At 38.8% G+C, this 16,422-nt stretch carries 10 protein-coding genes; all 10 read right to left on the bottom strand.

The genetic code is table 11. The features are described 5' to 3' along the window. Positions 1–167: 167 nt before the first annotated feature. Positions 168–1,571: a glycoside hydrolase family 1 protein gene (locus A6754_RS01630; protein ID WP_066442062.1), complete on the bottom strand. Its 1,404-nt coding sequence runs from the start codon at positions 1,569–1,571 to the stop codon at positions 168–170. Positions 1,572–1,582: 11 nt separating this feature from the next. Next, a complete protein-coding gene (locus A6754_RS01625) occupies positions 1,583–3,466 on the bottom strand; it encodes a beta-glucoside-specific PTS transporter subunit IIABC (RefSeq protein WP_066442061.1) in 1,884 nt (627 codons plus the stop codon). A gap of 378 nt (positions 3,467–3,844) precedes the next feature. Beyond that, on the bottom strand, positions 3,845–5,512 hold the full coding sequence (locus A6754_RS01620; RefSeq protein WP_066442060.1) for a glycerol-3-phosphate dehydrogenase/oxidase: 1,668 nt from the start codon (positions 5,510–5,512) through the stop codon (positions 3,845–3,847). Between the two features lie 239 nt (positions 5,513–5,751). Continuing rightward, entirely contained in the window at positions 5,752–7,242 is a 1,491-nt protein-coding gene (glpK, locus tag A6754_RS01615; RefSeq protein WP_066442055.1) for a glycerol kinase GlpK, read from the bottom strand. A gap of 115 nt (positions 7,243–7,357) precedes the next feature. Next, positions 7,358–9,376, bottom strand: coding sequence for an alpha/beta fold hydrolase (locus A6754_RS01610; protein ID WP_066442054.1), 2,019 nt, complete (start codon positions 9,374–9,376; stop codon positions 7,358–7,360). A 238-nt stretch (positions 9,377–9,614) separates the two neighbouring features. Beyond that, positions 9,615–10,181 (bottom strand): glycerol-3-phosphate responsive antiterminator, encoded by a 567-nt coding sequence (locus A6754_RS01605; protein ID WP_066451258.1) that lies wholly within the window; start codon positions 10,179–10,181, stop codon positions 9,615–9,617. Between the two features lie 137 nt (positions 10,182–10,318). After that, on the bottom strand, positions 10,319–11,761 hold the full coding sequence (locus tag A6754_RS01600) for a PH domain-containing protein (protein ID WP_066442053.1): 1,443 nt from the start codon (positions 11,759–11,761) through the stop codon (positions 10,319–10,321). Between the two features lie 408 nt (positions 11,762–12,169). Then, on the bottom strand, positions 12,170–13,408 hold the full coding sequence (locus tag A6754_RS01595) for an L-lactate MFS transporter (protein WP_066442049.1): 1,239 nt from the start codon (positions 13,406–13,408) through the stop codon (positions 12,170–12,172). 106 nt (positions 13,409–13,514) lie between these two features. Then, positions 13,515–14,243: a LytR/AlgR family response regulator transcription factor gene (locus A6754_RS01590; protein WP_066442047.1), complete on the bottom strand. Its 729-nt coding sequence runs from the start codon at positions 14,241–14,243 to the stop codon at positions 13,515–13,517. Further along, positions 14,240–15,883, bottom strand: coding sequence for a sensor histidine kinase (locus tag A6754_RS01585; protein WP_066451252.1), 1,644 nt, complete (start codon positions 15,881–15,883; stop codon positions 14,240–14,242). Before A6754_RS01585 ends, A6754_RS01590 begins: the two co-directional genes overlap by 4 nt. Between the last annotated feature and the right edge of the window lie 539 nt (positions 15,884–16,422).

Here is a 16,422-nt window from a genome sequence, read left to right as displayed (position 1 = left end):
TTGAAAACCACTGCCGAATTAAAAAAACTCCTCTAAATCGTTTAGAGGAGTTTTATCATATTAGTGATTCGTTTAGATGATTAAATAGATTTTATCTGCTCTGCCAACAATATCAATGAGTTGTTCATCATTTTTTAGAATCTGTCTGGCTATTTTTCTTCGATGGATTAGTTTAGTCCATTGTTTTTGATTACCTCTTGATACCAGTGAAAGCTATCCTTTTTAATTCTGCGCAATTCCTTTTCATTAAAATCATCTCGGTCTACATAAATAAATCCATAACGTTTCATAAAGCCTTGGCGAGAACTTAATAGATCCATCACAGACCATGGGCAATACCCAAATAGTTCTACACCATCCGCAATCGCATCATTACATGCTGCAATATGACTTTTTAAGTATTCAATACGGTAGTCGTCATGAACCTTGCCGTCTTCTGTCAGCTGGTCTCCTGTTCCCAGGCCATTTTCAGTAATAATTAATGGTAAGCGATATTTTTCATAATAATCATTTAACACTAGTCTTAATCCCATTGGATCTACTTGAATTCCGTAATCAGTAACTACTAAATTTGGATTCTTTTCAATCTTAAAGTATCCATATAAGTCAAAGTCAATATCGTTCACCTTTGTTCCAAATGGATTGGCTTCATCTGCCGGCAAATAGCTGGCAACAAGAGTGCGATAGTAGTTTAAAGCAATAAAATCTGGTTTCGCTGCCTTTAGAATTTCAGCATCTTCAGGTTTTGTGATAGGGTAAATATCACATTTTCTAAGATACTCTTTATAATAGCCAGGATAATCACCATAACAATACATCTCTAATGCGTAGTTTGTTTTAAAGTTGTCATTCATGCGTGCTGCCCATACATCTTCCGGACGGTTTGAGTTGGGATATGTCATCGTAGAAGACACCGCTGGACCGATTTTTGCATCTGGCAGCATTTCATGGCAGGCATTTGTTGCGAGTGCATGTGCAACAAACATATGGTAGTCCATCTGTGCTCTCATTCTTTCTACCTGATCAGCCGGAACATCATACATATTCATTCGAATATTCACTCGTACCATAAGGTTTTGCTCATTATTCACTTGCCAATGCTTCACACGATCGCCAAACGCTCCATAACAAACCTTTGCATACTTCTCAAACGCATATACAGATTCACGGCTCTCCCAGCCATTGTACTTTTCAACTAGAGCAAAAGGAAGGTCAAAGTGATATAGAGTCACAAATGGTATGATGTCATTCTCTAGTAAGAAATCAATTACATCATTATAGAAATCAATTCCCTTTTGGTTGACTTCTCCGTCTCCATCTGGGATGATTCTTGCCCAGGAAATGGAGAATCGGTATGTTTTTAAACCCAGTTCTTTCATTAATAAAATGTCTTCTTTATAATTATGGTAAAAATCACTTGCAACCGTGGTATCGGCTTGTACATCTGATTTCATAAATGAATTATGATCCGCAACTGTTTTCCCTTTTCCATCTTTATCCCATGCACCTTCGATTTGAAAAGCGGAGGATGAAGCTCCCCACCAGAAGTCCTCTTTAAAATAATTTTTCATCTATAACACTCCTATGCTTTAATTAATAATAATTGTCCTTCAGGTGTTGCTATGTCATTTTCTGTAAATGTGACACTTTGATACTGTGTTGAATTCGTTATAATAATCGGAGTACTAAGATCATAGCCTTTAGCTTCCATATCTTTTATATCAAAGGAAACAATTTTTGTCCCCTTTTTAATTTCATCGCCTGCTTGGATATGTGCCTTGAATCCCTCGCCCTTAAGTTGAACTGTATTCAAGCCAATATGTATCAGCATTTCTACTCCATTTTCAAACTGTAAACCAATAGCATGCAAAGTTGGATATAAGGTTGTCACTTTACAATCCATTGGTGCGACAACTTCTCCGATCTCAGGATAAATCGCAATTCCTTCACCTAATGCTCCTGAAGCAAAAACTTCATCATTTATTTGTGATAAAGGAAGTACTTTTCCTTGCAGAGGTGACGGGATTTTAATATCTCCATCTGCTTTAATGGCTCCTGGAACAACTTTATCCGTATGTTTTGGTGCTTCATCCACTTCTGCATCTTCCGGCACATCTTTAAATCCAAATATTATGGTCATTGCAGCAGCACCAAAAAATGCAATTGCGATCCCGATCAAATAACATAAGAAAGCCTTTGTACCTGCTTCAATATATACCGGAATGGTTAAAACCCCTTGGTTCGCAAAGGCTGTACCGTATGAGCCTCCCCAGCCCATTAAAGCCCCGCCTAACGCACCGCTGATGACTGCGTAGATCATTGGCTTTCTCAGTCGCAGGTTTACACCGTATATAGCTGGTTCAGTGATACCAAATAGAGCTGTTATCGTGGAAGTAGCTGCTAGTGTTTTAAGTTTTTTATTCTTTGTCTTTAAGAACACCCCTGCTGCTGCTCCTGCTTGAGAAAAGTTAGCTGCACCAGCGAAAGCTAATAGATTCTGCTGGCCGGTTTTTGCGACATCATTGATGCCGATTGGAACAATTGCTTTATGTGCGCCAAAGATCACCAGCACACACCAGATTCCGCCTATAAATGCTCCTAATAAAATGGGGCTAATGTCCATAATGACATAATAAAGCCAGTTAATGAAATCTCCTAAATAAATGCCAATAGGACCAAAAACAATTAAAGTGGCAGGTACCATGACCAATAATGTAAAAGTAGGTACCATGATAATCTTTAGAACTTCAGGTATCACACGCTCAAAGAAACGCTGAACATAAGCCATGATAAAAATTGCAATGATAATTGGAATTACGGTAGAAGTATAGTTAGCTTCTGTTATGCCAATCCCAAATAAGGTAACAGGATTTTCGCTAGTCATTAATGCAACAATGTCAGGGTAACATAGGGTTGCTGCTAATACCATTGCAATAAATTCATTTGCTTTAAACACCTTTGATGCGGCATAACCGATCACAATTGGGAAGAAGTAAAACACTGCGCTTGATGCAGCATTCAAGATAATGTACGTATTGTACTCTTTAATATCAATGCCGTAATAGAGAGTAGCGATCATGACCGCAAGAGCTAGAATCCCTTTGATCATTCCGGATGCAGCGATTGCTGGAATGATTGGTGTAAAAATAGCCGTTACTGTATTTAAAATCCGGCTCCCAATAGAACTTTTCTCTTCTTTCTTTCCTTGAGGACTGCCTAAGTCATCCAAATGCTGCATAATGTGTGCGTACACATCTTCTACTTTATTTCCTATAACCACCTGGAATTGGCCTGCACTCTCTACAACCGAGATAATTTCGTCCATATTCTCCAAGTTTTCTTTATTGGCTTTTTCTACACTTTTCAGTACAAAACGCAAGCGGGTATAACAATGTGTTAATTGCGATATGTTTTCTTTCCCTCCAACATTCGTTAAGATGTCTTGGGCCAATTGCTTTATATTCATCCTCTTAGCTCCTTCACTAGATTAATCCGCTGGCCAACGGGTAAGGAGACACTAAAACAAAAAAAGATCAAATATACACAAATACCCCATTAGAGAGCGAAAATACTCTATGGTTATTTGGTGTACATTTGATCTAGCCTGCTTTACCAGTAACATGTCAAAGTGTATCCCGTCATTAACTAAGCTATAATATATCAAGGTTTCATTTTGTTAGCAAGATTTTTTTATCACAGTTTCCTTCATTCAAAAGTATTTTATTCCTGCGCATGTTTTAATGAAGATCTTAAAGATTATTATTCTGTTAACACGAGCAAGGATATAAAAACTAAGCCCAGCTAGAGATTATACTCTGCTGGATTTAGTTTGGTTTAAATTGATTTAAAACTCTTCCTTGGCAATTGGATGTGATGCTTCATAAATGAACTGTTCCAGTTCTTCCTTATATTCCACTTCCTGCTCATTGCTCCAGTTAAAGATTTTTTTCATATACTGGATGACTGATTCCTTATGTGCTTGAACCCAGGCAATATCAAAGAAGAGGGCACTGGTTCTTCGAATAAAGAAGTCTGCTGGCTTATAGACCTGCTCATCATTTATAGCATACGTTAAACACGCATAAACGACTGGGTCAAGATTTTCTGCTATTGCTTTGTTGGCATCATCCTGATAAATAGAATACACTTGATCCACATTTGATCCATAGCGCTGCACTAATTTTTCCGCTTCAGCTTCTGTTAAGCCAAGCTTCTTTCCTTCTTCTACCTTGTTCTGTGCAAATGTGATGAATCCTTTCGAACCGCCTACATCTCCTCCAGAAATGACCATATGCTTTGTTGTTGTTCCAGGAAATTCTCTGCCTTCCTCCTTGTGGAGCTGTCCCGCCACTAAGTCAACAATGTTTTCTGCCATTTTACGGTAGCCTGTCAATTTCCCTCCAGCTATAGAGATAAATCCTGATTCTGAAACAAAAATTTCATCTTTTCTTGATATTTCAGATGGCGACTTTCCATCCTCATGTATCAATGGTCTAAGCCCTGCCCAGCTTGATTCCACATCATCTGCTGTAATCTTCACTTCTGGAAACATAAAATCAATCGCTTTTAATACATAATCACGATCTTCAACTGTCATTTTTGGATGAGCAATATCCCCCTTATAAACCGTATCTGTCGTGCCCACATATGTCTTGCCTTCTCTTGGAATGGCAAATACCATGCGCCCATCAGGTGTATCGAAGTATATTGCCTGTTTTAATGGAAAACGGCTGCGATCGAAGACAAGGTGAATACCTTTTGTCAGCTGCAGTGATTTGCCTTTTCTTGACTTGTCAATCTCCCTTAGAGTATCTACCCATGGGCCTGCAGCATTCACAATTTTCTTTGCCCGAATCTCCTGAACAGATCCATCCGTTAAATCCTCTGCTTTAATCCCAACGACTTTCCTATTTTCATATACTAGATCAGTGACCTTCATATAATTGAGAGCCAATGCGCCTTTTTCAACAGCCTTTTTCATCACTTCGAGGGTCAGGCGGGCATCATCCGTCTTGTATTCTACATAATAGCCTGCACCATTCATTCCCTCTCTTTTCAATAATGGCTCACGTCTTAACGCTTCATCTGGAGTAAACATTTTTCTTCTTTCGCTTTTCTTAACTCCCGCTAGAAAATCGTACACCCTTAAGCCAATATTGGTTGTAAAAGGACCAAAAGTTCCTCCTTTATAAAAAGGCAGCAGCATCCACTCTGGCGTTGTGACATGTGGGCCATTTTCATATACAATCGCTCTTTCCTTTCCTACTTCAGCCACAACTCCAACTTCAAACTGCTTTAAATAGCGCAATCCGCCATGGACAAGTTTCGTCGATCTGCTTGATGTGCCGGCAGCAAAGTCCTGCATTTCTACAACAGCTGCTTTCATTCCCCGGGCCACAGCATCCAGCGCAATACCCGCTCCAGTGATTCCGCCTCCAATCACAAGGAGATCCAAAGGTTCTTTTTGCATTTGATCTTTAACGTCCTGTCTTACTAAGTTTGTGAATTTCATACAAGTCAATCCTCTCGTTTTATGTTCTTCTTCTATGTCATTACAAGCTATTAAACAATGTTTTCGTTCCTGATTCTGAAGGTACAAAAAAAGAGACCACAAACCGACCCTGCTTTTCGTTGCCAAAAAAGGGTGATTGTGGTCTCTCGAGATCTCCAGCCAAATAGTATTAACTTATTTTTAGTATAACATTTGATGCATTAATTTTAAAGTTTAACGTTACAGCAATTGTAAAAAATCTATTTATATTCACGTGTTGCTTTGACCGCTTTTTTCCAGCCATTATAGAGCAATTCACGCTTTTCCTCAGCCATATTGTCTGTAAAGGTGCGATCCTTTCTCCATTGCTGTGCGATTTCTTCCTTTTCGGACCAGAAATCAACTGCAAGGCCAGCAAGAAAAGCAGCGCCTAACGCTGTCGTTTCATTCACAACAGGCCGGTCAACAGGAACTCCTAAAATATCGCTTTGGAATTGCATTAAAAAGTCATTCTGAACAGCACCGCCATCCACGCGCAATGATTTTAAATCAATACCAGAGTCTGCTGTCATTGCATCTAATACATCTCTTGTCTGGTAGGCAAGAGACTCCAATGTCGCACGGATAAAATGCTCCTTTGTTGTACCGCGTGTCAGGCCAAATACGGCTCCGCGAGCATCACTGTCCCAATAAGGGGTACCCATTCCTACAAAGGCAGGTACCATATATACGCCTTCAGTTGATTCTACTTTGGTTGCATACTCTTCACTTGCCTTGGCACTGTCGATCATTCTCATTCCATCCCGCAGCCATTGAATGGCAGATCCAGCGACAAATATACTTCCTTCCAGCGCATATTCAACTTTCCCGTCAACACTCCACGCAATCGTCGTAAGAAGTCCATGCTCGGACTTAACTCCTTCACTGCCGGTGTTCATTAACATAAAGCAGCCTGTTCCATACGTATTTTTAGCCATGCCCTTCTCAAAACATGCCTGGCCAAACAATGCTGCTTGCTGATCGCCGGCAATACCGGCAATAGGTACGTTGTAGCCAAAGAAATGATAGTCTACTGTATGTGCATAAACCTCTGAAGACTGACGGACTTCAGGCAGCATGCTTTTTGGTATATCTAAAATCTCAAGCAGCTCATCATCCCATTGCAGGTCATAAATATTAAACATAAGTGTCCGGGAAGCGTTTGAATAATCGGTTACATGCACCTTGCCGCCTGAAAGCTTATAGACCAGCCAAGTATCAATAGTACCAAATAAAAGCTCACCATTATTAGCCTTTTCTCTGGCACCTTCTACATGATCAAGAATCCATTTTACTTTCGTACCAGAGAAATAGGGATCTAAAAGCAGACCCGTTTTACTGTTAAATAATTCATTATATCCTTTGTCACGCAGTTCCTGGCAAATGTCCTCCGTTTGGCGTGACTGCCATACAATCGCATGATGTATTGGTTTCCCGGTGTTCTTATCCCAAATAACGGTTGTTTCTCGCTGGTTTGTAATGCCTATTCCTGCTACTTCCCCAGGCTCCACATCTGCCTTTCGCAGCACAGAGGCAATACAAGCAAGAATGGAAGTCCAAATTTCATTTGCATCATGCTCTACCCAGCCTGGTTTCGGAAAAAATTGTTCAAACTCCTGCTGAGCTGTCCCAACAATTTCACCCTCTTTATTAAAAAGAATAGCACGGGAGCTTGTTGTACCTTGATCCAATGCTAATATATATTTTCCCATCCGTATTCCTCCTCTTCCATCCATCATTCCTTGCCGTAATCTTTAACGTGTTAGATTGTGAATAAAAGAGAGCCCGGAACACCTTGCTCCTTGCTCTCTTCACATTTATATTCTATTAGAGAATTGTATACAACGCAGTATTTGCCAGTGTAATGAGTGTCATTAACACGGTATTTAGAATAGCACCTACATATACATTGCCCGTTTTTCTATAAAAGTAGCGATTGAAGATGGCAGCTACCAGAAGAACGGGAACCAGTCCAATGACGATAATAGAGGATAACGATTCTCCCGTATAACCTGCCGTTCCTGTCGTAAATAGTAAACCATATTGATAGCCTAAATATAAAACTAAACCGCCTATAAAGTGAACGATGGAAACGAGATAACCTTTAAATCCATCATATTTTACACTAGCTGTATTCATATTGACAGATAAGCCAATGATGAAATAGTAAATAAAGAAGAGTGGAGCATATTTTAATAAAGCAACCAGATGCTGATCTTCAAACGTTTTCACAGCTAGTGTCCACAGACGGAAATCAACCTTGAATAAAGCATCTACAAGATATAGAATTCCAAAGCCGATCGCAATTGCTGCAATAGCTGTTACGAAGGCAGCAAGAATCGTTTTAATAGAAACCTTAATTCCATAGCTATTAATCGTTGCACCTTCAGGCTTTTTAGCAATATAGTGATAGCCAACCATAATCATTAAAGTGACAATCGCGACATTAATAGCCCAATAAAGAACTGGGTTTACCGTTGGTGCTCCAAAGAATTCTGTTGTAGCTATAAGAGTATCTTGGTTTCTTAAAATAACATATTGAACCACACTCAAAACAAGCATAATAGAAGAAACGACTGTGATTGTACGCTCTGACTTTTTCACCATTGAGAAGATTAGAGCAATGGCAGAAATAGCAATAAAGACCATACTCACTTGTCTCAAGAGCCTCATTCCATATAGATCTCCACTATATAATGCAGAGAAGAATAAAGCAGGGAACAGGAGCCCAATGACAATTAAGAATAAACCTGCGAGCTTTGATCCATTTGTTTTTGCTTCTGGAAGCAGATCAGGTCTGCCAGTATAAACGTTTTTCAAGAAAGGCAGTTTTGACAGCAATGATACAACTGGTATGAATAGCATGAAGAATCCAATCAGTGCAAGGAAAGAGAACCACTCTTTATACATCCATGTCTGGCCATCCGCATCTACTGTTACAATATTGCTGTAATCAGCAAATGTCATATCATAAAAATCAATTGCGTATTCTGTAGATGTTTTTGAAAAATGATTCCAAGGGTGTGTTTCATTTGGCTGATAAATAACCCTTTTTCCGCCATTGACTTCATATATAGTGCCTGCCTCCGGATTTTCCGGATTGCCTAAAAATCCTTGACCTTCTGCTGTGCCGATGTAATTTTTCTTCACTACAGGTGCGCCGGCCGCTGCTGCGTCAGCATCAAAGAAGAATTCATCATAGATACCTGCAATTTTACCAGATGTTCTTGGACCATATGAATTGTTGATGATTTCATCTGTGTATTCCAGTGATCTCAGCCACTGATAATCAGAGCCCATTGTTAGAGAACTAAAGATTTTTCTGATGCCTGATTCCTGGAAATCCATTTCATCAAGCATAACGGCATGAGTTGACGAGAAGCCGCCCATTGAATGCCCAGAAACTGCAATGATTCCATTGCCGCTTTCATCTTTCAGAACAAAGTCCTGATCATACATATATTGAACGGCATCATAAATGGCTTGAGGCCAGAATGAGAAAAACGGAACTGGCTTTTCCATTGTACCTGTTGAATGTCCATGATCATATTGATCTAATGCTAAAACGACATAGCCTCTTTTAGACATTTCAATTGTCTGTGCATCCTGCATCTCAGCAGAATTCAGATAACCGTGAGTTGCAATAATCGTTGGTCGCGGCTGTTCGTCACTTCCTTCTGGTTTATATAAGAGACCAGAAAGCTCTCCTCTTGGTGTATCAAAGTAAATCCGTGATACATCCACATCCCCACTCGAACTATTAAACTGAGAAGCTGAAAAGCTGCCAACTAAAATCAGCAATAATGAAACCACTAATAAGATGACTGTTTTTTTCATGTTTTTCATATTAATCCCCCTTTTGATCTCTCTTTAAAACTCCATCCCCAATAACGATGACCATTTTCAGAGCATAAAAAAGACACACTAAATACCCTTGAATAAATATCCAAAGCATTTAATGTGTCTCCTGATCACGGTCACTAGTTATTAACTTAAATACAGTGTATAACTATATGAAAACGGTGTCAACAAAATATTTCGGGGCAGGGTTTACAACTTTTTTCAAAAAAGTCTTCTACGTATCTTACCAAAGTTCTCTATTTGAAGTCGTAACAGCAATAGCGCCGTTTTCTATAGACTTCTCGACATCCTCTTTCGTGCGGATCAAACCGCCAGCAATCAGCGGAATACCTGTTTTTTCATGAATTTCTTCCATGATGCCTGGAATAATGCCCGGCAGCACTTCTATATAATCGGGCTGGATTTTTCTGCATACTTTCACATTGTTCTCAAGCACATGACTGTCTAATGCAAAGAGCCTTTGAATGGCGATAATATTGTGCTTTTTTGCCAAAGTAATCACATTTACTCTGGTAGAGATAATGCCATCCACCTTCACGTTATTGATTAAATATTCAATCCCGTATTCATCCATTTTAAGGCCTTGAATCAGATCCGCATGCATAAACACCTTTTTGCCATTCTTCTTAGCATACTTAACAACACTTTCTGCCTGAGAAAGGCGGGTTTCTAAAAAAATGATATATTCATGGTCTTTATTTAACGCATATTCAAAATCCTTCATATTGCGGATCGCAGGTATAACTCGATTAAACAACCTCTCACATCCTATTTCTGATTTATGAATCATTAGCACACTCGATGGCACATTAACTTTATCGGCATCATTGTACCATTTTTACACTCCTTTTACGGTACGCCTGCCTAAACAGAATTAAAAGGATTTAAGAGGAAAGAAGAGTTCCTCCAAAAGGACGTTATCATTTTTTAATTCTCCAGCGCCTGCTCTTCTCCTTCTTTCCATTCAGCAGGAAACTGTCCATAACGCCAGATAATACTTCTTTCATAAAATGCATACCATAAGTGAATACCATCTATAATCTGCTGTATTTGTTCTTCTGACTTTAGCTGTTCCTTGGTCTCCAGAAAATAAGGAAGATAGATTTCTAAATGATGATGGAACTTCACAGCAACTCCAATGTCTCGATTGATAAGCGGCTGAAGAAAGGAAATGATTTCATCGAGTTGTTCTTGAGGAATTGCCTTCTCTGTATAAAGATTATGAGCTACCAGTGATTGCTGTAATGTATACTTTTCACTTTTAAGTTTATTCCCTTTAGGGACTAGCACAAAAGGATGTAAACTTTTCCCAGCGTCTTTTGGCAGAGTTAGCTCGAAGTATAACCCCACCTTTCTAGTATTTTCAGTATGCTTCTTCGTTTTATAAGAGATATAATATATTCGGTCTTTTTGCAGCTTCGGAAAATGAAAGAACCTGGTTATTTTCATGTTCCTGCGGTTCTCAAAACCATACTTTAGAAACATTCCAGTGACATTCGGTTTTATTCTATAGCCACTGTTAGGAATAAGGTATTCAAAGAAACTATTCCAATATCTGATGCAATATTTATAGATTACGAGTGAAGAAGTACTTTTCTTTTTATTTATATCTTCATTCAGCTCTTTTTGCAGAACCCATGCCCCGCCAATCCAAAGAACACTTAAGAAGACTGCAAACTTCCATACTTCTATTAAGGAACTTTGTACAATGAGGCTTATAACTATAACTGCTAAGATAAGAGCTGCTAAAAAAACTCTCCAAAAATAACGTTTTTTCAGCTTCTTTATATATTGCTCCTGAGAGGGATCTAAAGGTTTAAAACCGAGCCATCTGCTCACCTTCTCCTTTACCTCTGGACGTTCTTCAATCTGAAGATCAGATACTTCATAAAAAAGGCCGGATTTGCGATGAGATTGAGGATTCATCTCTTTTTCGATTTTTATTTCTGCCACAGTGCTGTCATCAATTGATGAGCTAAAACTACCCCTCTGGTCGTTTATAAAATGAAAAAAAGACTCTGTTTCTTCTTTCTCTAACATCTCTAATTTAATCCATTTTCCTAAATACAGCATGTCTATTTTTCCATAAACCCAGCCTAGATTGTATTTCATATCTAAAAGCTCATCATACTTAAATTCATTCAGTGTTAATTTCCCTTTATAGCCTTTATCAATAAAAAGAAAGCGGCTATTGGTTGCGATGAACATCCCAGTAAATGTTTGATAAGTCCCGCCCATTAAGCGTAAAATCTTTTCATTATCCTTTAAAATATTGGGCAGCTCTTCAATCTCTTTTCTCATTAATTTCCTTCGATGATCACTTACATGCAGTTCTTGAAGCTGCCGCTGAACTTCTTCCATACTTGGCATGCTATCACCTCAGTTCTATGTGTACTCACCTAATTTTTAAATTTCTTTTAGCATACGTATAAGTTAGATAAATTGTTTCAAAATCATGCTGAACAACAAAACAATCATCCTAAAATTAATCTCAATATGCTGTTTTTGTAACTTTATTGCTTGATGATGTGAATAAATTTGTTTACTCAGGAGTCTAATAACATCATTTTATATTTATTCTTTAAAAGCCACAAAAAAACCGAACAATTAGTCAGGCTGTTAACCTCTGCTAATCGTTCGGATGTTTCTTGAGCTGAACCTAATGTCTCAATCTCTTTGCTTTATACCTTAATCTTTTAGAAATTGCCGGGTTCCTTTGAAATGAACAATAGGATGTTCTGCTGTATACCTATACCTTCAATAATGCCTTTCATTTTCTTATCCAACTCTTGTTCCAGGCTGCATCCGTTTCATCTTACCTGTACTTTCTTTCACCTGATCCGCTTCATGCGGAGGTTTGATCGTCATAGCAATGATGAGAGAAATAATACATAGAACGGCAATAACCGTAAAGGTTGCCTGGAAGCCTCCAAGAATCGCTGCGACAATTGATCCTGCTAAAGCACCTATTCCAAAGCCCTGATAAATGACACCATAGTTTTTACCTTGATTTTTAAGTCCAAAGAAATCGGCTACGATGGCTGGAAAAACGGTAATATTTCCTCCGAAGCAGAAGGCGATAGCTGCTACACAGGCAAAGAAAATTGGGAAGTTCAATGGCACAAAACTTAATACTGCTACCGCAATAGCTGTGGCTAATAGTGTTCCACAGACAACTTGCATTCGACCAACTTTGTCTGACAAAGCCCCTAAAATAATTCGGCCAGTGGTATTAAAGATTGCTACTAATGCTACTGCATTTGCAGCTGTGGCTACATCTAAACCAGCTAGACTCACACCAATGTCCTTAACAATACCAACTAAATATAAACCGCTCATACAAGCTGTAAAGAAGATGATAAATAGCATGTATGCCTGTTTCGTCTTAAGCATCTCTTTTACTGTATAATCTTTTTGAATTGATGCTGCTTGTGCTGTGCTCTCTCCAGAGACCTTCGCTTCTTTTAATAAGAAAGAACCGCCAACGACCATGACTAACACGATGAGTCCCCATAATAAGAAGGCTGTTGAAACACCAAATGAAGAAATGAAGCTTGCGTTGACATATTTGAAAATTAAGCTGCCTGTTCCGAATGCACCTACTGAAATTCCTGAGATTAATCCTTTTTTCTCCGGGAACCACTTAATCAAGTTACTTAATGAGGTAATATATGCCGTACCGTCAGCAAAACCGACAATAACGCCTGCAACAATGTAAAGCGTCCATAAAGAAGATACTTGGGAGCTTAAGATCAGTCCAGCACCTAATAAAATCCCAGCAGCCGCAACTAAGCGGCGAAGTCCCCACTTATCCTGCAGCTTTCCTGAGAAAAGGGTAGCAAACGCAAGTGCAAAGCTTGTGATCGAGAACGTAATGGCTGTTGCACTTAAATCCCAGCCAAATTTATCGACTAGCGGCTGGTTAAATAAACTCCATGTATAAATAGTTCCAAGTCCCATTTGCACAATGACTGTGCCTATTATAATAAGAAAGCGATTTACGTTTTGGTTTTTCATTCCGATCTCCTCTTTCTTAACGGTTTCTATACTTGAATTTTACCGCTGGAAAGCTTTATGAAATCGGTATCAGAATGAAATGCCTCAGATCTGGAATGAATGGTATTTACAAATGCATAATCTGTCGAAAGGTTTTTGATTTGCTTCTGCTGACCGGTATTTCAGCCTTTATATCTTTTAATCGGACGATATACGTATTGTTGAACCAAGGAACAATTTCATGTATTTTAGACAGGTTTACGCTATACGAACGGTGACATTTAAAGAAAATATCCTGCGGAAGTTTATCATGAAATTCGCTTATAGACATCGGCATGCTGTATTCGTCTGTTTTAGTATAAACAAGAGTCGTCTTCTCACTTGCTTCTGCGTAATAAATATCATTCACATCTGTTACGATGATATTTTCATTTTTCCGGAGGTTGATTCTGCGATTTGAATCTGAAGGAACTTCATCATGCGGCTGCTGATTCTTTTTAAAAGCTGATTCCAGCTTCGCTAACATCGCTGCAATTCTTTTTTCCTCGTATGGCTTTAATATGTAATCAAAAGCCTCTAACTCAAATGCTTGTGCTGCATGTTCCTTATAAGCTGTAGTAAAAATGATATATGGCTTTTTTGCAAACTTGCTTATACTCCCTGCAAGCAGCATGCCATCCAATGAAGGGATATTGATGTCTAAAAAGATCGCATCCACTTCTTCTTCTTGTAAAAATTTTAATACATCAAGTCCGTCTTCAAATGCAGCAACAATGTCGATCCCGCTATGCGTCTCAATTAAATATTCCAGCTCGTCCTTCGCCGGAATCTCATCTTCTACAATGATGGCTCTCATGATATCTCCTTTGTTATGTCAAAATAAACTTCCGTTCCTGGCTCCAGCCTCTGAATGACTAGACCTGTTCCATAAATTAATTTCACACGCTGATGTACATTGGATAAACCGATTTGCTTGGAGGAAACCGTCCCTTGGTATAAATGATCAATGACATCCTGCCCAATCCCCACTCCTGTATCGCGAACACTCACTCTAATTTTCCGGCCTGTATCTTTAATTGAAATCGTCACTTTCCCAGGTCCTTTTCTTTTTAAAATGCCATGAATAACTGCATTTTCAACTAATGGCTGGATCAGTAAACTTGGCAATTTTAAATGAATGTCATCTACATCGTATTCAACTTGAAGACGTTCACCAAACCTCGCTTTTTCTATTTTGATATAATTTTCTACTTGTTGCAGAGCTGTCCCAATATCAATAAGTTCTTCATCTACTTCTAAATTATATCGCATATAGCCCGATAAGCTGATGATCAGTTCTCTCGCTTTATCAGGGTCACGTCTTGTAGTAGAAGCTATTGCATTGAGTGCGTTAAATAAAAAATGAGGATTGATTTTTGTCTGCAGCGCTCTTAATTCTGCTTTATTCGCCTCTTCTTTAATCTGTTCTACTCTTGATACCTCCATCAGGGTAGAGATGATCTGCGCAAGTCCGATGGCCATTGTCTGGAGCGTATATGTAATCGTATAAGCTTTGCGGTAATAGATTTTCAGCGTTCCTGTAATAATACCCCTTTCCTCTAAAGGAATAATCAGCAGGCAATGGATCTGCGGAGTATGATGATCTGCAATATTGTTTCGGATCGTAATCTTCCCGCTGCGGATCGTCTCTTTTGTTAAATCACTAATAATTTCTTGGCCAATCTGATATTTTTCTTCTCCATAGCCCACATAGGATAGCACGTCTTTTGTATCTGTTATCGCAACGGCATCTGCTTTAATATCTTTTTTTATAATGGTACAGATGGTATGAAGAGATTCCATGTTGATGGATCGAAAATAGGGAAGTGTTTTATTCGCAATATTAAGAGCTAATTGTGACTGCTGAGCGGCAATACGTTCCTTTTCACCCTCCACACTGGCAATCATCAGCACAATTAATCCAATGCTCCCCTGTCCTAAAATCATTGGAAATGCAATCTTTGAAACGATATCCACCCCTAGTTCATATGGTTCAGCCATCATGAGTATGAGGATCATCGTTAAGATCTCACAAAACATTCCCGCTGCAATGCCATATATCCACCTTCTGGCTTTTTTCATATAGAGATAGATATAACCCGATACAACCCCAGCCAAGATACTTGTGATCAAACAGGGTATAGAGGTTACTCCCCCAATATCGATTAAATACCGGTGAACTCCTGAGACAATCCCTGTTATAATCCCCACCCATGGACCGAAAAGAATCCCTCCAGCCGTGATGGCAATTGTCCGGATATTCACAATAGAGCCTTCTACTTCTATTCCTGAGTAGGTTCCAAATAGGGCAAATAGACAGAAGATCACCGTGATAATTGATAGCTCTGTTGGAGAATGCCGATCTCTTTGCAGTATTTCTTTAAATCTCGGCACTCGCGTCATAAAAAATAGAGTAATCAGTAATAGTGCTGCTCGTTCAATTAATTGAATGAGCATTTGCAGTTCAATTGAAAGGTACAAGGCGAACAGCCTCCTTGGTGCTAGATTCTTTTATCTTAATAATATCACTGCAGCATCGCATTAATGAAATCCCGATTACACTATGTTCTTGACTCTCACTTACGAGAAACATTCATTTAACCTGACTGACTTTAAATCCTAAGAGCAGGGTACCGTCCGTCCAAAGCATTTTTCAGAAGCAATTGTATTTTCAACAGAAAGAGTGCAATTGAAAATAGCATATTCGAGGATTGGATGTTCATCTATTTGCAGTATTTAATTTCATTGAGAATTTTTGATCGTTTCTTTTGCCATTTTTACCTGTTATTGATAGATTAGAAAGGGAGGCACAATCGGACAAAATGGTTTTTTTACACAGATCATAAGCATCCTGGTGCACAGTCTTGTCCATTGCTGCTTAATTTTTCTTCAACTCATTACTCTTTTCATTAAAACCTTTCCTGTAACCTTGTGAATTCTAATGTATAGAACAAAAATGATTAGATTATACTAATCGGCGTGGTATGTTTCCCAGA

It is taken from the genome of Cytobacillus gottheilii (assembly GCF_001636345.1).
In the GTDB taxonomy this organism is placed as follows: domain Bacteria; phylum Bacillota; class Bacilli; order Bacillales; family Cytobacillaceae; genus Cytobacillus; species Cytobacillus gottheilii.
This window is presented reverse-complemented; position numbering and strand designations above follow the sequence as displayed.